The sequence below is a fragment of the Nonomuraea sp. H19 genome (assembly GCF_052068215.1).
Taxonomy (GTDB): domain Bacteria; phylum Actinomycetota; class Actinomycetes; order Streptosporangiales; family Streptosporangiaceae; genus Nonomuraea.
On record NZ_JBQHCV010000003.1, the window covers coordinates 41627 to 56933 of the forward strand.

16 protein-coding genes and 1 tRNA gene are annotated in these 15307 nt (G+C 68.8%); 6 read left to right on the forward strand and 11 right to left on the reverse strand.

Features of this window, described 5'->3' with window-relative positions; translation table 11 throughout:
* Positions 1-24 precede the first annotated feature (24 nt).
* The gene (locus tag ACTMTI_RS06910; protein ID WP_441118900.1) at positions 25-699 is read left to right on the forward strand and encodes a DUF6766 family protein; all 675 of its coding nucleotides are present in this window, start codon (positions 25-27) and stop codon (positions 697-699) included.
* On the opposite strand, the gene ACTMTI_RS06915 is transcribed toward ACTMTI_RS06910, so the two are convergent.
* The gene (locus ACTMTI_RS06915; protein ID WP_441118902.1) at positions 624-1472 is read right to left on the reverse strand and encodes a 1-aminocyclopropane-1-carboxylate deaminase/D-cysteine desulfhydrase; all 849 of its coding nucleotides are present in this window, start codon (positions 1470-1472) and stop codon (positions 624-626) included. The genes ACTMTI_RS06910 and ACTMTI_RS06915 overlap by 76 nt on opposite strands.
* Positions 1473-1515: 43 nt before the next feature.
* On the opposite strand from ACTMTI_RS06915, the gene galK reads away from it, so the two are divergent.
* The gene (gene galK, locus ACTMTI_RS06920) at positions 1516-2559 is read left to right on the forward strand and encodes a galactokinase (protein WP_441118903.1); all 1044 of its coding nucleotides are present in this window, start codon (positions 1516-1518) and stop codon (positions 2557-2559) included.
* A gap of 97 nt (positions 2560-2656) precedes the next feature.
* On the opposite strand, the gene ACTMTI_RS06925 is transcribed toward galK, so the two are convergent.
* The 5 genes from ACTMTI_RS06925 to ACTMTI_RS06945 form a co-directional block, all read right to left on the reverse strand.
* Entirely contained in the window at positions 2657-3430 is a 774-nt protein-coding gene (locus ACTMTI_RS06925; protein WP_441118904.1) for an enoyl-CoA hydratase-related protein, read from the reverse strand.
* A 97-nt stretch (positions 3431-3527) separates the two neighbouring features.
* Positions 3528-4610 carry a nitric oxide synthase oxygenase gene (locus ACTMTI_RS06930; protein ID WP_441118906.1) on the reverse strand — a complete coding sequence of 361 codons (1083 nt, stop codon included), beginning with the start codon at positions 4608-4610 and terminating at the stop codon, positions 3528-3530.
* Positions 4611-4902: 292 nt separating this feature from the next.
* Positions 4903-5280, reverse strand: coding sequence for a hypothetical protein (locus ACTMTI_RS06935; protein WP_441118908.1), 378 nt, complete (start codon positions 5278-5280; stop codon positions 4903-4905).
* Positions 5281-5659: 379 nt separating this feature from the next.
* Positions 5660-6076: a hypothetical protein gene (locus ACTMTI_RS06940; RefSeq protein ID WP_441118909.1), complete on the reverse strand. Its 417-nt coding sequence runs from the start codon at positions 6074-6076 to the stop codon at positions 5660-5662.
* A 69-nt stretch (positions 6077-6145) separates the two neighbouring features.
* Positions 6146-6634: a hypothetical protein gene (locus ACTMTI_RS06945; RefSeq protein ID WP_441118910.1), complete on the reverse strand. Its 489-nt coding sequence runs from the start codon at positions 6632-6634 to the stop codon at positions 6146-6148.
* Between the two features lie 128 nt (positions 6635-6762).
* Between ACTMTI_RS06945 and ACTMTI_RS06950 the strand changes: the two genes are divergently transcribed.
* Positions 6763-7773, forward strand: a complete 1011-nt coding sequence (locus ACTMTI_RS06950; RefSeq protein WP_441118912.1) for a hypothetical protein — start codon at positions 6763-6765, stop codon at positions 7771-7773.
* Between the two features lie 424 nt (positions 7774-8197).
* On the opposite strand, the gene ACTMTI_RS06955 is transcribed toward ACTMTI_RS06950, so the two are convergent.
* Both ACTMTI_RS06955 and ACTMTI_RS06960 read right to left on the reverse strand, forming a co-directional pair.
* Positions 8198-8425, reverse strand: a complete 228-nt coding sequence (locus ACTMTI_RS06955; protein WP_441118914.1) for a hypothetical protein — start codon at positions 8423-8425, stop codon at positions 8198-8200.
* Between the two features lie 927 nt (positions 8426-9352).
* Positions 9353-9424 (reverse strand) — tRNA-Asn (locus ACTMTI_RS06960).
* A 124-nt stretch (positions 9425-9548) separates the two neighbouring features.
* On the opposite strand from ACTMTI_RS06960, the gene ACTMTI_RS06965 reads away from it, so the two are divergent.
* Positions 9549-9863 (forward strand): YtxH domain-containing protein, encoded by a 315-nt coding sequence (locus ACTMTI_RS06965; protein WP_441118916.1) that lies wholly within the window; start codon positions 9549-9551, stop codon positions 9861-9863.
* A gap of 8 nt (positions 9864-9871) precedes the next feature.
* Here the strand turns inward: ACTMTI_RS06965 and ACTMTI_RS06970 are convergent, their stop codons facing one another.
* From ACTMTI_RS06970 to ACTMTI_RS06980, 3 genes are read right to left on the reverse strand one after another with little or no spacing between them, the layout of a single operon-like run.
* Positions 9872-10345: a hypothetical protein gene (locus ACTMTI_RS06970; RefSeq protein WP_441118917.1), complete on the reverse strand. Its 474-nt coding sequence runs from the start codon at positions 10343-10345 to the stop codon at positions 9872-9874.
* Positions 10342-11616: an amylo-alpha-1,6-glucosidase gene (locus ACTMTI_RS06975; RefSeq protein ID WP_441118918.1), complete on the reverse strand. Its 1275-nt coding sequence runs from the start codon at positions 11614-11616 to the stop codon at positions 10342-10344. The genes ACTMTI_RS06970 and ACTMTI_RS06975 overlap by 4 nt, the downstream gene beginning before the upstream one ends.
* A 32-nt stretch (positions 11617-11648) precedes the next feature.
* The gene (locus ACTMTI_RS06980; protein ID WP_441118920.1) at positions 11649-11807 is read right to left on the reverse strand and encodes a hypothetical protein; all 159 of its coding nucleotides are present in this window, start codon (positions 11805-11807) and stop codon (positions 11649-11651) included.
* A 178-nt stretch (positions 11808-11985) separates the two neighbouring features.
* Between ACTMTI_RS06980 and ACTMTI_RS06985 the strand changes: the two genes are divergently transcribed.
* Together ACTMTI_RS06985 and ACTMTI_RS06990 are read left to right on the forward strand one after the other, a co-directional pair.
* Positions 11986-13152, forward strand: a complete 1167-nt coding sequence (locus ACTMTI_RS06985; protein ID WP_441118921.1) for a hypothetical protein — start codon at positions 11986-11988, stop codon at positions 13150-13152.
* Positions 13149-15284, forward strand: coding sequence for a tetratricopeptide repeat protein (locus ACTMTI_RS06990; RefSeq protein ID WP_441118922.1), 2136 nt, complete (start codon positions 13149-13151; stop codon positions 15282-15284). Before ACTMTI_RS06985 ends, ACTMTI_RS06990 begins: the two co-directional genes overlap by 4 nt.
* Positions 15285-15307: the final 23 nt, after the last annotated feature.

The window sequence follows — 15307 nt, forward strand, 5'->3', positions numbered from 1 at the left end:
CTTCGCTGTGGGGTGGTCGCGGCTGTGAGGCGATGGCTCAAGGCGAACTCGCTGGCCCTGGCATTCATGATCATGTTCGTGCTGGCGGTGGCCGGACAGGCCGTGGCCGGGATGCTGGAATTCAACGATCAGCAGCGGGCGAACGGCTCGGAGGCGGTGTCGCTCCTCCAGTACGTGGGGTCCTCGGATTTCGCGGTCGACGTGGCGGAGAACTGGCAGTCGGAGTACCTGCAGTTCTTCCTGTTCATCATGCTCACCGTCTGGCTCGTGCAGCAGGGCTCGCCCGAGTCCAAGGAGCTGGACATGGCGGGGGCGGAGTCCGACGAGCAGCAGCAGATCGGGAAATACGCCACTGACGAATCGCCCGCGTGGGCCAAGGTCAAGGGGATGCGGCTCTGGCTGTTCAGCAACTCGCTGGGGATCGTGATGGGGCTCATCTTCCTGCTGTCGTGGCTGGCGCAGTCGGTGGCCGGGCAGGCCGCGTACAACTCCGAACGGCTCGACGACCTGCGGGATCCCGTGTCCTGGGGTGCGTACGTCACCTCGGCGGAGTTCTGGAACCGGAGCCTGCAGAACTGGCAGTCGGAGCTGCTTGCCGTGCTGTCGATGGTGGTGTTGTCGATCTATCTCCGCCAGCGCGGATCCCCCGAGTCCAAGCCGGTGGGGGCGTCCCACGCTTCCACGGGGGTGGAGGGCTGACCGGTGATCACGGCGACGACGCGGGTGCCGGGCGCGAAGGCGCCTTGCCGTACGAGGTCGAGGATCCCGTAGAGCATCTTGGCAACATAGATGCCCTCGACTTGATATTCCTCGATGAATCCGTCCAAGGCCGGCGTTGACCTGGCGTATCCGCCGAAGTGATAGTCCAGGTTGATCGACCAGTTCGACCACGTGCGGCCGTACGCCTCCCGCTGCAGCCTCGCCACCTCATCGGCCAGGAACCCCGCCCCTTTGAGCACCGCGAACCCCAGGGCCCGCTTCCCTTCCGGCAACCCGGCCGAGATCCCCGCCAGCGTCCCCCCGGTCCCGACCGGGCAGCAGATGACGTCGTACGCCTCGCCGATCTCCCCCGGCAGCTCGGCGCACCCGCGCACGGCCGCGGCGTTGCTCCCGCCCTCGGGCAGGATCGCCACGTCCGCACCCCACTGCGCGCGCAGCCGCGCCCGCACCTCCTCGGTGTGCTTGAGCCGGTAGGAGGCCCGGTCGAGGTAGGTGATCGTCATGCCGCACGCCACCGCGTACGCCAGCGTCGGGTTCAGCGGCAGGTGCTCCTCGCCGCGGATGACCCCGATCGTCTCGATCCCGTGCCGCCGCCCGGCCTCGGCGACGGCCCTGATGTGATTGGAGTAGGCGCCGCCGAAGGTCAGCAGCCGGCGATGGCCCAGGTTGTACCGAAGTTTGCGCGGTTTGTTGTCATCGGGCATCAGGAACACCCGGACCTGGCCGAGCCCTGGAGCCAGGAGCTCCTCCATGGCGCTAGTCTACGGTCGGGTCTTTGTTGAGGAGTGTTTGGTTATGCGCGTTGTTGAAGCTTTTCGTGCCGCCTATGGCGCGTCCCCCCAGACGGTCTGGCACGTGCCGTGGGGCGTGACGGCCGCGATCACGCCGCGTACGGACCAGACCATCCGCCTCCTCTCGCTCCAGTCCTCCGGCGAGCCCGTCACCGTCGCGAGCCACGCGGAGTCCACGGGCTGGACCCGCTACGTCGTGGGCGTCCTGGCCATGCTCGGCGACCGCGTCGCCGGCGCGGACATCGCCATCGACGGCACCATCCCGCCGGGCGCCGGCCTCAGCTCCAGCGCCGCCCTGGAGGTCTCCGTCGCCTCGGCGCTCAACGACCTCCACCAGCTCGGCATGACGCCGATGGAGATCGCCCGGCTCTGCCAGCAGGCGGAGAACCACTTCGTCGGCGTGCCCTCCGGCATCCTGGACCAGGCCGCCTCGGCCCTGTGCCAGGAGGGGCACGCCCTGTTCCTGGACTGCCGCTCCCTCGGCTCCCGGAACATCCCGCTCGACCTGGCCTCCCACGGGCTGAGCATCCTCATCATCGACACGCAGGTCCACCACGAGCACTCGGGCGGCGAATACGCCAAGCGCCGCGCGGAGTGCGAGTCGGCGGCCCGCAAGCTCGGCGTCGCCGCGCTGCGCGACGTCACGGACCTGGCGGCGGCGCTGGAGCAGCTGCAGGGCGACGAGCGCAAGCGCACCATGCACGTCGTCACCGAGAACCACCGCGTGGAGGCCCTCATCGGGCTCCTGCGGGCGGGCGCCGTCACCGAGATCGGCGCGCTGCTGAACGCCTCCCACCTGTCGCTGAGGGACCAGTACGAGGTGTCGTCGCCCGAGCTGGACGTGGCGGTGGAGGCGGCCGTCAAGGGCGGGGCGCGGGGCGCCCGGATGACCGGCGGCGGCTTCGGCGGCTCGGCCATCGCCCTGGTGGCCGACGACCGCCTGGACGCCGTCCGGGAGTCGGTCGCCGGCGCTTACGCCGAGCGCGGCTTCCAACCCCCGCGTTTCCTCCCCGCCACCGCAGCCCCGGGCGCCCATCGCCTGGCATAACGCCCATCCCGCCGCCCAGCCCTCCCGGCTGGGCGGCCGCGCGCTGGGGCGGAGGCCCGGCGGGCACGTCGAAGAGGCAGGGAGCTCGATCGACGCGTCAGAGGGGCGGGAAGTTCGGGGGACGGCGTTCCAGGAAGCTGGCAACACCTTCGGCGAAGTCGGGCCGCCCGAACGAGGCCATCATCTCCTGGACCGCCGTCTTCGCGGACTCCTCCAACGGCACGTCCCAGTCGTGCCACACCTGCCGCTTGATCACCGCCATGGACGCCGGCGAGCTGTGAACCGCCAGCTCCCTGGCATACGCCTGGGCCTCCCCCAGCAGCTCATCCCGGGGCACCGCCCGATTGGCCAGCCCCAGCTCGTACGCCTCCCGCCCGCTGAACACCCGGCCCGACAGCAAGATGTCCATGGCCCGCTGCTGCCCCATGATCCGAGGCAGCACCCACGACAGCCCGTATTCGGCGATCAGCCCGCGACGCGGAAAAGCCGTGGTCCACTTGGCGTCCTCGGCCGTGAAGACCAGGTCGCAAACCAGCGCGTGCACCATGCCCAGCCCGGCGCAGGCCCCGTTGACGGCCGCGATGATCGGCTTGCCGATGGTCGTGGGGAAGGTGTTGGGCCGGGGATCGGGCGTCTCGTCGTACGAGCCGGTCTGGATGGCGGCCAAGGTCTTGAAGTCGGCACCAGAGCAGAACCCCTTGCCGGCGCCGGTCACCACCACGGCCCGGACCTCGGGGTCCTTCTCCGCCGCCGCCAGCAGGTCGAAGTAGCGCCGCCCCAAGGCGTCCGTCCAGGCGTTGAGCGTGTCGGGACGATTGAAGGTGAGCGTGAGCACGCCCTGGTCGACAGTTGAGAGCACAAGTTCCGCCATGCCCTAACAGAACCAGGTTCTAGCTAAGACCGGCAAGTTCTGTCTCCCATCAACCGGGGCCTCGCGTGGAACGGCCGCCACAGCCGCCCGCGAGGGGTCAACGGTGGTGGACGAAGGCGGGGTAGAGGACGCTGGCGTCGTAGTACCGGTGGAAGACCGGCGTGGCGCTGCCCGAGAGCGGCGGCACGATCCACGACCAGTCCGCCGGGCAGACCCGCCCCGCCTTCTCCTCCTTCGCCAGGTGGGTGAGGAAGCGCCGGGACTCCGTGTGGTGATCGGTCATCGTCACCCCCGCCCGCTCGAACGAATGCAGCACCGCGACGTTCACCTCCACCAGCGCATGATCCCGCCACAGCGAGCGCTCGGTGGAGGTGTCCAGGCCGAGCCGCCGGGCCACCACCGGGAGCTGGTCGTACCGGCCCGTGTCGGCGAGGTTGCGCGCGCCGATCTCGGTGCCCATGTACCAGCCGTTGAAGGGCGCGCACGGGTAACAGATGCCGCCGATCTCCAGGCACATGTCCGAAATAGCCGGTACGGCGTGCCAGCGCAGGCCGAGCTCCTCGAACCACGGGTATTCGGGGTGGACCAGCGGCACCTCCAGCACGGCGTCCCCGGGCAGGTTGCACAGGAGCGGATCCCCGAGCGCGGGCTGGATGATCAGCGGCAGCACGTCGAACCGGCCGGACGACCTGCCGCGCCACCCCATGGCCTTGGCCAGGTCGGTGAGCTCGGCGTTCTTGGGATCGCCGATGACCCGGCCGTCGCGGGTGCGGTGCCCGGCGTAGCGGATGAGCTGGTCGTTCAGTATCCGGGGGCCGGGCAGGACGGGGGTGTCGGGCGCCAGCACGGTGACGGTGGGCCTGATCTTGCCGTTGGCGGTGGCCTCGCGCAGGTGGGCGACGCATTCGAGGGCGACCCCCTCGGCCGTGCTCACGTCCCGGCGGTCGCGCACCCGCAGCGACCGCCAGTAGAGCCGGCCGATGCACCGGCTGCTGTTGCGCCAGGCCACCCTGGCGCCGAACTCGAGCTCCTCGAACGTGTGCGTGTAGGTCCCGCAACGGGCGACGTCCTTGGCGACGTCGCGCAGCCGGGCGTACAGACCGCCCACGGAGGGGTTCTCGGCGTGGAAGAGCCTGATGAAGCGCTCCGCCTCACGCAGGTCGGTGGTTCGCTCGAACAATGTCCGTACGGGGAGCGCATCGAGGGGACGCAGGGACCTGATCCAGGTAGGCACGCGGCAACCAGCACTTCTCCATAATCGGATCGCCCCGCCGTGTTCCGGGTACGGCGGCACGTCCTGGTGGTGGCGCCCTTCCTCGCCTCCATCACAATTTCCCGCGGCTCCGGCCCAGGGGACCGGCCCTCCCATCCTCCCCCGCGGCGTCCGGCCTGTCACGCCAAATCGAAATTGAGTGAGCGTCCCATTACAAAGCGTGAAATGTGCCCCCGGCCGGACCGGGGGCACATGCCGTCTACCTGGCCAGGCGCTCGTCCCACACGCAGGTGAGGTGGACGACGCGGCGGTGCCGCCACTTCTTGCCGATCTTGCGCGGTAGCTCCCTGGCGGGAACGCTGATCGACAGCCGGTGGGCGGGGACGGACGTGACGCCGTCCTCGGTGACGAGTTCGGCGGCCGGCTCGATGACGTGGTCGTCGATGAACTCGTCGACCTTGGACTTGGAGAAGGCCACGACCTTGCCGTCGCTCATCCAGCACGTCAGCGTGCCGCCGTGGAAATCTGGCTCGCCGTGCACCCTGACGGGGCCGTCGTCGGCGAGCGCGGGCCCGGCCAGGCAGGCCAGGCCGAGCACCGCGGCGGTCCCGGCGATGGCGAGGCGTCGCTGCAACATGGGATCTCCCTCTGGAGGTGGTTGGACAACCCCGAGAGTGACCCCGCGCGCCTGAAGCGAGACTTAAGACAGCCGAAGAATTCTTCAGCGAGATATGGCCCGCATAAATCGAAGGCCCTCCCCAGCGTCTGGGAGAGGGCATTCGATGATGGCTCCCGCGATAACGCGAACCAGGCTCTTGCCGTTATCAGTCCACTCTGATTCAGCGGCGATGTCGGCCGGCCGATCGAGTTCAGACCGGTTCAGGACAGTTCACTCGAGGTGGCTCCCTTTCGGCCGATCGGCCAATCACGCCTCTGCGACCGGTGCCGGGCGGCGCATTAGCGCCAGGGCGATCGCGCCAGCTGGCGGATTTCAGCCGCCGCTTGCGATCAGGTCATCAGACGAATCGGGCGCCGGTGCACACGGGCGCGTTCCCGCCGAGGCCGGAATCCTTCGCGCAGGCCTTGTACCCGAACTTGTGTATGGATCGGTGCGCGTCAGTGTAGGCCGTCTTTTTGTTGAGACTCGTGTGCCGTGATTCCCACTTCTTGGTCGAGATGTTGTAGACATGAATGATGAGAATCACACCAGACGCGTCGGAATCCTTGGGGGCGCGAGCCCAGAAATAATTGAGATTGCCGTATTTCCCCGAGCGAAGTTGGATCGTGAATGTGCGGCCACCTATGGTGACCTTCTTCTCCGTCACAGTGCCCACCGATGTCGCGTTGGGTGGCACTTCTGAATTCCAGTAGCTCGCCGCCGATGCGGGGGTTGCGCCCAGCAGAGTGATGCCCGCCATAGCAACGGCGGTCACGCCGCGTTAAATCCAAGAGCTTCCCATGATCGCTTTCCCTTTGCTTGACTCGCTGTCTGACAAAGGACCTTAGAGAGCGTTGGCATGTCGGCGGAATGTTCTGATCGGCGGTGGACACCCGTCTGCCACTCCCACTTGCGCTTTCAGGATGAAGACACAACGCATGCGCCTCTCCGCCCGCCTGTATGCCGTCGTCGCACCCATGGGGTAGCGGGGCTGCCCGGTCGCCTGGCGGCGGCCCACGTCGAGCTTGGCGTTGAACTTTCGGGCGGCGGGCTCCGTCTGATTCGTATGAGCCGGATCTTGCTCGTCGTCGTCGTGCTGGTGCTGACCGGGTGCAGTGCCTCGGCGGAACTGCCGCGTTTCACCGAGCCCGCCCGCTCGGTCGAGGAGGTCGCGCGTCAGTTGCGCGAGTTCGAGCTGCGCGGTGAGACGCCCTACCCCGCAGTGGGTGATGTCTTCCAGCTGTGCCTGGGGACGTTTGATTCCCAGGCACCCGCCGAGCCGCAGGCATTTCCCGCCTTGGTCGCTCATCTGAAGACCGACCCGCCCGTCCACGCGCGGTTCATGCTGATGCCCGACGCGGCGCAAGCGGCTCGCCTGGTGGCCCAGGCCACAGGAGTGGCTCGTGGCTGCGCGGGCCCGGCGAGCGGCACCCTGGGTGAGGGGATGGAGGGGAGACCACAGTGTCCGCCTTCAACCGTGGCGGCTGGTCGGGCGTGCAGGTCATCACCAGCGGGCGGAACGGGAGCGACACCGATGACCCGTTCTTCTACAAGCCGTTCACCACAGGGCAGTTGGTGGTGAACAAGGGCGCGTGGGTCGTCGAGCTGGGTTGGGAGATTCGCGGCAGCTTCGGGTCCCCCGACCCTGATTGGGCCGAGACAGGGCTGCAGGTCTCCGAGTCCGTGCTGGCCGTGGCCGACGGCGCCGTGACCGCGCCGCATGCTCAGGACCAGATGACCCGGGTGGTCCGTGCCCTGCCCGATCCCGGCGCTTACGGCAAGCAGCTGAAGGTCTGGCCGGAACCCGGCAAGCCGCGCCAGTTCCGGGAGCAGGGGTCGGGCCCGCCGATGAGCAGCGACATGTCCTGCAGCGCCGTGTCGTCCAGAGAGCGCCTTCCGAGCTTCGTACCCTCCGTGGAGCGCTCGCTGGTCGGCGAGGTCGCCGTGCACGAGATGGTGTCTTTGGCCCGTGACGAGCAGCAGGCCGAGCAGGTGCGGCGGGCCTGGCTGCACGATAAGGGCTTCTCGATCGGCTTGCCGCCGGACCCTTGTGGATACTCCGACCCGGGATTCGTCCACAGCGAGCAAACCAACGCGAAAGGCATCGCGCCGTCGGTCACGGCCTTCCGGCACGGGGAGTGGACGGGGGAGATCGAGCGGTTCGCCGCGCGTCACCCGAAGGCGACCGCCACTTCCGGCTATCGCGACTCTTATGCTCATGTAGCGGTAGCCGTACGGAGGTGCGATCGCCGTCTACCTGCGATGGCAGGGCCCGGCAGGGGTGGATCCGCAGCCGGTGTTCAAGCACGGCGAGTCGGCCCTGAAGCGCACGCTGGACCGGCTCGCACGGGCCGCCTGAAGTGGCGGTCTCTGATCAAGTCGGGTAGTGGCTCGCTTGTTGGCTCCCGGCACGACTCAGGCCCCCTTCCTTTGATCAAGGAAGAGGGCCTGGTGTGGCAACACAGCTTCTAGCAAAGCTCCCGCGATAGGACTCGAACCAGAATCTCGTGATGTTGATCAGTTCGTGCTGATTCAGGCGCGAGGTCGTGCCGGTCAGTGGTGTTCAGTCCTGTCCAGGCGAGTTCATCGTGGGTGGCTCCCGGTCTGGCTCCCCTTCGACCTTTCGGCCAATCACGCCTCAGACGTTTCCGTCGGGCTGTCAACCATCCTGACTTCTTCGATGCGAAGCATTCGAGTTGATCGCTCCACCTTGCGTATTGCCAGGTCAATCCGTCTGTTCATGTGCATCGTAGTGTGCCGCCGGGTCACTCTGGGCACCCTTGGTGTCACTCACTTTGTCACTTGGCCGCTTACCGGCAGCGACTTCTGATCGCTTCGGTGTGAAGCATCCGAGGGGATCGATTGAGCACATGTGTTGTCTGGCCAGACAACCGCACTATTTCGTCACACGCATCACTTTATAGATGGCGAGGCGCGAATTGGACGAGCAATAGTACTTCGTTTTCCCGATAGTGAGCGCGTTCATAATCTTGGCGGCCTTGTAGCACGCCTTACTAGAGGGGTAGTATTTCACGAAAGTATCTGCGCTGGCCGGGGCCGTGTTGACCGTCAGCGTCAAACACGTCGCTGCTGCCAGCATGGCAATCGTAAAGAATCGCTTCACAAAACGCCTTCCCTTGAAGTTGATACTAGAGGCTAGTTCAACGATGGCCGAATAAATGTCGAGTGAACACCCGACAATCACCGGATAGCATCCTGGATGTCCTGCCAAGGTTGTGGATGTAACCATAGAGTGCGGCGGTATATTTCTGGTATGTCGTGGATACGTTGGCGACGGCTTACGAAGGATGCGCATGTTCCCGCCAGCATCACCCTTGGCCTGCCCGTCTGCCGTCGTCCCATCCGTAGGGGTAGCGGGCCAGCCGCGGGGCTGCCCCCGGTCGCGCGCCCGGCGCCCAGGGCCGTGATGGAGCGAAGGCGGCCCCGCGGCTGGTCTGCTAGGGCTTGCCCTGGGACGGCGGCAGGCGGGCAGGCTTCCACGCCAACCCACTCAGACGGGAAGGGAACGATCTTGGCTGCCCGGAGCCGGAGCGCCCCCGCCGGAGGCAGGCAGTAAGGCCGGCACCGTGACCGCGCACGCGTGCGCTTACCAGGTCGGCCCCGTGACCGGAGAAGTGCGCTCCCCTGTGATCAGATCTGTACCGTCGCACGGCGGCCCCCTCCACTCGTCCGCGCCAGCCGTCCGGCGTGCTTTTAGCCGTCCGCCGGGAGCGTCAGCGGGAGGCGGCGGCGTGCCGAGACGGCGGCGCGTGCGGCCCCCGTGGGGCCGCTTTAATCTTGAGCGACGGGGATGTCTCGGTCGAACGCATCGCCGATCTCGTCGGGCACTCAACACCGAACACCACGCAAACCGTCTACCGGCACCAGATTAGGCCGATCATCGTCCATGGAGCTGAGACCATGGACGTTGTCTTCGGTAACGGTGACCAAACTGGGTAGTGGCTCCCTTGTTGGCTCCCGGAACGACTCAGGCCCCCGATCCTTGATCTAGGAAGGGGGCCTGACCTGTGTGTTCCCAAGCTCGAAAGAGCTCCCGCGATAGGACTCGAACCTATAACCTGCCGGTTAACAGCCGGCTGCTCTGCCGTTGAGCTACGCGGGATCGAACATTGTGCTCGCGACCGGGGCTTTTGGCCCCTCCGTTGAGCGCAGGACTAGATTAGCGCACTCCTGGAGTGCGTGTCGCATCGTAAGCGGGGTAGGCCCGGAGACAGCGGAGGTGCGAAATGCGTTATCGGATGACATTCGCTGTTGGTCTGGCTGTCGGCTACGTGCTGGGCAGCCGGGCCGGACGCGAGCGGTACGAACAGATCAAGCGGACGGCGCAGCGCGTCGCCGACAACCCCAGGGTCCAGGAGATCGCGGGCGTGGTCGGCGCCCAGGCGTCGAAATACGCGGGCATGGCCAGGTCGCGGGTGGGCGACACGTTGCAGCACCGGATCCCCTTCCTGAGCGGCGACGACCACAAACACGACCACGGGACCGGCTGGCCCGAGGACGACGCTGAGAAGAAGGCCCGCGAGAGCGGGATCCCCTACTGAGGCGGACGTCACACGCCCATGCTGCGGCGCAAGCCCTCCAGGGCCTGCTCGGCCTGCGCGCGCAGGCCGGGGTCCTCGGGGTCGAGGCCGTCGTCGAAGACGAGGGTCCAGCCGAGCACCTCACCCCCGGGGCGGCGCCTGGCCACCAGCCGCACGCCGCCCCGGCCGGGCAGGCTGACGTGCTTGTTCACCACGATCGTGGAGTTGACCCGCTCCCGGATGGTCTCGGGCAGCAGGCGCGGCTCGGGGATCCGCTCGAAGTGCCACGTGCCGTCCACGGCGAGGACCCGCAGCCCGTCCTCGTCCCACGCCGCCTTGTCGATCTCCTCGTACGGCACCCGCTTCCCATCGGACAGGAACAGCGCCAGATTCGTGGCCACCACATGACCTTCGTCCGAGGCGGCGAACGTCAGCACCCGCTCCCCCGGCTCGGTCTCGAGGGATTTGCGCACGTCGGCGGGCAGTCGGCGGAAAAAACTCATTCCACCACGGTATCGGCGAGCAGGTCGAGGGTGAGCGCCGCGCTCCAGGAGAAGTCCCGGCAGCCGCGCCCGCTGCCGTCGAAGGGGTCGAAGCACTCGCGGAAGCCGGCCTGCCGCACCAGGCGGAGGGTGCAGTTGGAGAGCTGCTGCACGAGGTGGTCGAGCGAGTGCACGGCCGCGGCGCTGCGCAGCAGCCAGTTGGTGTTCACCCACGAGGGCCCGCGCCAGTAGCGGGTGCGGTCGAACTGGGCGGAGCGGATCTCGCAGCTCGGCACGGGATAGCCGGTGGCCCCCATGAACCTGGCCGACTCCAGCAGCTCCACGGCGGCCTGCAGCTGCTCGCTCGGCAGCCCGGGATCCAGCAGCGGCGCGAACCCGCCCACCGTGCAGACCTTGATCAGCCGGTCCGTCCGCAGGTCCCTGGCGTAGAAGCAGCCGTCCCACAGGCGGTCGAGCATCGCCTGCCTGATCCGCTCGGCCTGCTCGACGTGGGGTACGGGGTCGGCGTGCGCGAGCGGCGCCAGCTTCGCCAGCGCCTGGCAGGAGGCCAGCCAGATCCCGTTGAACATCGGGTCCTCGACCGCGAACGGATGCTCGTCACGCAGGTATCCGGCGCTGTATCCGGCGTCGCGGTAGCGCATGGCGAGCCAGACGTACCGGTCGTGGTCGCTGTCGGGGTGGCGTTCGTCGAGTTCCACGTTGCGGTAGCCGTACCTGATGGCGGGCAGCGCGGCCAGCGGCTGGTCCCAGGCCGGGCTGTCGTCCATGCCCGACTCCCAGGGGTGCACGATCGCGGCCAGGCCCGCGCCGCCGAGGTCGCGGGCCGAGGCGAGGTATTCGTGCTGGGCGACCAGCGCCGGGTACGCCTTCCTGACGAACGCCTCGTCGCCGGTGTGCCGGTAGAGCCACCACAGGGCCAGCCCGTGCAGCGGCGGCGCGGTCAGCCCGGAGGTGAGCACGTGCGGCGCGGCCGCGTGCTCTTGTGAGCGCCATACGGACGGCCCGGGGAAGTAGGCCTCGCGCGTGTGGAAGACGATGTGCGGCACCATCCCGGTCGCCCACTGGCCGCGCAGCAGGCTGAGCAGCTCCTCGCGGGCCCGGTCGGGGCGGTGCCTGGCCAGCCCGATGACCACGAAGGCGGAGTCCCAGCTCCATTGGTGCGGGTAGAGGCCTGGCGCGGGCACGGTGCCCGTGCCTGTCCAGTTCGCCTCGAGCACGGCCAGAGCCTCGCGCCCGAGCGCGGCATCGTCGATCGCCGGCCGCGCCTCCATCACCCAACTATGCCTGGCGATCCCTCAGGAAGCTATGTCCTCTTGGCCCACTTCGTCAGGAGCATGACGCCGGCGGCGACGACGCCGATGACGAGCCCCCATTTGAGGAGCCAGAGCGCGAACCCGACGAGGGGGCCGAGCAGTACGAGTGCGGCGACGACCGCCGCGATGATCAGAAGTATGCGTCCCATGTCTGCAACGGTAAGAGATCTTTTAAGCGGTTTGCAGGTGACACAGGGTTGAATCAGGGACAAGTCAGGGTCCCCCCGAGCTAAAGGAACTTAACCGCTCAGCCCCTCCGTTGAGCCGGTATAAACGGGGCATCGGGGGGCCTCTTCACGGGGGAGCGTGATGAGCCTGAGACCACCAATGAGCAGGGAAGGCGTCGAGCACGCGTTGCGCGCTCGAGCCGACGAACGCGACCGCATCTCCGGCGACCTGCTCGATCTCGAATCCCACACCACTTATCAGTTACTCAAGGGGGCATCCTTACGCGGCGCGACCGAGCGGCGCTGGGCCGCCGCACACGAGTCGCTGGCCACGCTGTGGCTGCTCAACGACGCCTACCGGGCCGTGCTGCGCGACGCCGAGCAGCTCAGGGCCACGCGTGGCAGGCTGGGCGCCGAGCAGCTCGCCGAGCTGACCGAGCTGCTGGCCGGCGCCTCCGTGGTGCTGCGGGCCGCCGCCAAGCCCGTCGAGCAGCGCTCGCTGCTCCCCCAGGCGGACGAGCGGCTGACCCTCGCCCAGACCGTGGCCCGGATGGACGCGGCCTTCCAGGACGTCACCTCCGCGCTCAACGACATCGACGCGGTGTGGAACGCTCTCCTGCCCCTCCTCGACGCCGCCGACGGCGACCTGCGCAGGATCCACGACCTCGAACGCGACCTCGGTGAGGACGCCGGGCTGGACGCGCCGGCGGCCGAGCTGAAGCGATTACGTGCCGCCGTGGTCGAGGACCCGCTCGGCGCGGCCGTCGAGCCGGACCTCGACCGGCTCACCAGGCTCCTGGCCACCACGCTCACCGAGCTGGAGCTGGCGATCGTCGTCAAGGAGGAGTACGCCAGGCGCCGCGAGGACCTGGTGGCGGCGCTCGACCGGGTACGGGCGGCCGAGAGTGAGGCGAGGCTGGCCCACGGCGCGGTCGTCGTCAAGATCGCGCTCCCGCCGCAGGCCCAGCCCCGCAGCGGGGTGGATGCGCTGGCCGACCGGCTGGACGCGCTCGACGCCGCGGCCGACCGCTGGGTGCTGCGCGCCAAACGGCTGGCGGAGCTGGAGAGCGAGGCCCGCAAGGCCGCCGACCAGGCGCGGGCCGCCGCGAAGGCGCTGTACGGCCTGGTCGGCCGGCGCGACGAGCTGCGCGGGCGGCTCGGCGCCTGCCAGGTGATGGCGGTGCGGAAGGGGATGGCGGAGGACCCGGCCGCGTCCGAGTTGTTCGAACGGGCCCGCGTCCTGTTGTGGAGCGCTCCCTGCGACCTGACGAAGGCGGCGGCGGCCGTCGAGACCTACCAGCGCGCGATACACGGAGGTAAGCCATGACCCGCTGCGCGCAGCCGGACTGCACGGGCACGATCGAGGAGGGCTACTGCGATCTGTGCGGCACCGCGGAGAGCTCGCCTGCCGCGCGGTCCTCCGCTCCATTGCGGGCGGAGCCTTCGTCCCCGCACACCAATCCGGTGAGCAGGCCGGCGACCGCGCCGACCGGCAGCAGCGGCAGGTCGCGGGCCGGCGTGCTGGCCACCATCGCCGACCTGCCGTCGGCGCCCTACCGTGACCCGGCCAACGCCGTGATGACCGATCCCGAGGTGCCCGAGGACAAGCGGTTCTGCGCCAACCCCGCGTGCGGCAAGCCGGTCGGGCGCGGCAGGGAGGGCCGGCCCGGGCTGACGGACGGGTTCTGCCCGCACTGCCGCACGCAGTTCTCCTTCACCCCGAAGCTGGGCAAGGACGACCTGGTCGCAAGCCAGTACCGGGTGCTCGGCTGCCTGGCGCACGGCGGGCTCGGCTGGATCTACCTGGCCGCCGACGAGAACCTCGACGGCCGCTGGGTGGTGCTCAAGGGCCTGCTCAACACCAACGACGCCGAGGCGCTGGCGGCGGCGGAGGCCGAGCGGAGGTTCCTCACCACGGTCGACCACCCCAACATCGTCAAGATCTTCAACTTCCAGCGCTCGGCCGGGCTCGGCTACATCGTCATGGAGTACGTAGGCGGCCCGTCGCTGCACGAGCTGCGCCGCCAGGGCCCGCTGCCGCTGCGCGAGACCCTGCTGTACGGGCGGGAGATCCTGCACGCGTTCGGCTACCTCCACGAGCAGGGCCTGGTCTACTGCGATCTCAAACCGGCCAACGTGATCAGGGTCGGCAAGCGGCTCAAGCTGATCGACCTGGGCGCGGTGCAGCCCATCGGCTCGCCGCCGGGCACGTCATGGGCCACCCGCGGCTACCACGCTCCCGAGCTGGAAACCCACCCGTCATCGGTGACCAGCGACCTCTACACCGTGGCCAGGACGCTGGCGGTGCTGTCCATCTCGGGGTTCAACCCGGTCGTGAACGGCAAGGAGGCCCCGCTGCCGCAGGACTGCGGGCACCCGTCGTTCACCAGGCTGCTGCGCAAGGCGACCGCCGTCGATCCGGCCGAGCGGTTCCAGAGCGCGTGGGAGATGGAGGAGCAGCTCGTCGGGGTGCTGCGGGAGGTGTGCGCCCTCGAGGACGGGGTGCCGTACCCGGCTCTTTCCACGCTGTTCGGGCCCGAGCGCGCAGCGGTGGGGACAGCGCTGTCGGAGGAGGGCGGCCAGGTGTTCACGCCGCTCGATCCCGCACTGGCGGCGCGCGGGCTGCCGGTGCCGCTGGTCGACCCGGCCGATCCGGCCGCGGGCGCGCTGGCGGGGCTGCTCGGCCGGGACGGCAGGGAGCTGATCGACCAGCTCGCCGCGATGCCGAAGACTCCCGAGACGACGCTGATGAGGGTCAGGCTGCTGGCCGAGGAGGGCGCGGCGGAGACGCCCGACGCGCTGAACGAGCTGGCCGCGGAGCTGCCCGGCGACTGGCGGGTCACCTGGTATCGCGGGGTGCTGGCGATGACCACCCGGCAGGTGGACGTGGCCGTGTCGATGTTCGACGCGTGCCTGTCGATGCTGCCGGGCGAACCGGCGCCCAAGCTGGCGCTGGCCTTCGCGCTGGAGTGCGCCGGGCGGCCGGCCTCCTCCTGGTACGACACCGTCTGGCGAACCGACCGCGCCTTCGTGAGCGCGGCGTTCGGGCTGGCCAGGACGGGCAGGATGAGCGCGCTCGACGAGGTGCCCGCCACGTCGAGCTACCGGGTGGCGGCCCAGATCGCGCTGGCGGCCTCGGCGGCCCGCCGCCCCGACCCGGCCGCGCTGGCTCCGGGAGACCTGGTGGCGGCGGCGGACCGGCTGGCGAACCTGGCCGACCTCGACCCGCACCGCCGCGACCTGATCATCGCCGAGCTGCTGCACGGCGGGCTGACCTGGCTCGACACGAACTCCCCGCCGCCGGGCCTGAAGCTGGCCGGCGCGCCGTTCACCGAGCTGGAGCTGCGCAGGCGGCTGGAGTCCATCTACCGCAGGCTGGCCCACGCGGCGGACTCCCGCCAGGACCGCCACGCCCTCATCGACCAGGCCAATGCCGTACGACCGAGGACGTGGGTATGAGATGCTGCCCGGTTTGCGAAGCG

What these genes read in the sequence shown, in the direction of transcription:
- ACTMTI_RS06915 (WP_441118902.1), bottom strand. Translation starts at nt 1,472, where the DNA reads ATGGAGGAGCTCCTGGCTCCAGGGCTCGGCCAGGTCCGGGTGTTCCTG.
- galK (WP_441118903.1), top strand. Translation starts at nt 1,516, where the DNA reads ATGCGCGTTGTTGAAGCTTTTCGTGCCGCCTATGGCGCGTCCCCCCAG.
- ACTMTI_RS06925 (WP_441118904.1), bottom strand. Translation starts at nt 3,430, where the DNA reads ATGGCGGAACTTGTGCTCTCAACTGTCGACCAGGGCGTGCTCACGCTC.
- ACTMTI_RS06935 (WP_441118908.1), bottom strand. Translation starts at nt 5,280, where the DNA reads ATGTTGCAGCGACGCCTCGCCATCGCCGGGACCGCCGCGGTGCTCGGC.
- ACTMTI_RS06965 (WP_441118916.1), top strand. Translation starts at nt 9,549, where the DNA reads ATGCGTTATCGGATGACATTCGCTGTTGGTCTGGCTGTCGGCTACGTG.
- ACTMTI_RS06970 (WP_441118917.1), bottom strand. Translation starts at nt 10,345, where the DNA reads ATGAGTTTTTTCCGCCGACTGCCCGCCGACGTGCGCAAATCCCTCGAG.
- ACTMTI_RS06975 (WP_441118918.1), bottom strand. Translation starts at nt 11,616, where the DNA reads ATGGAGGCGCGGCCGGCGATCGACGATGCCGCGCTCGGGCGCGAGGCT.
- ACTMTI_RS06980 (WP_441118920.1), bottom strand. Translation starts at nt 11,807, where the DNA reads ATGGGACGCATACTTCTGATCATCGCGGCGGTCGTCGCCGCACTCGTA.
- ACTMTI_RS06985 (WP_441118921.1), top strand. Translation starts at nt 11,986, where the DNA reads ATGAGCAGGGAAGGCGTCGAGCACGCGTTGCGCGCTCGAGCCGACGAA.
- ACTMTI_RS06990 (WP_441118922.1), top strand. Translation starts at nt 13,149, where the DNA reads ATGACCCGCTGCGCGCAGCCGGACTGCACGGGCACGATCGAGGAGGGC.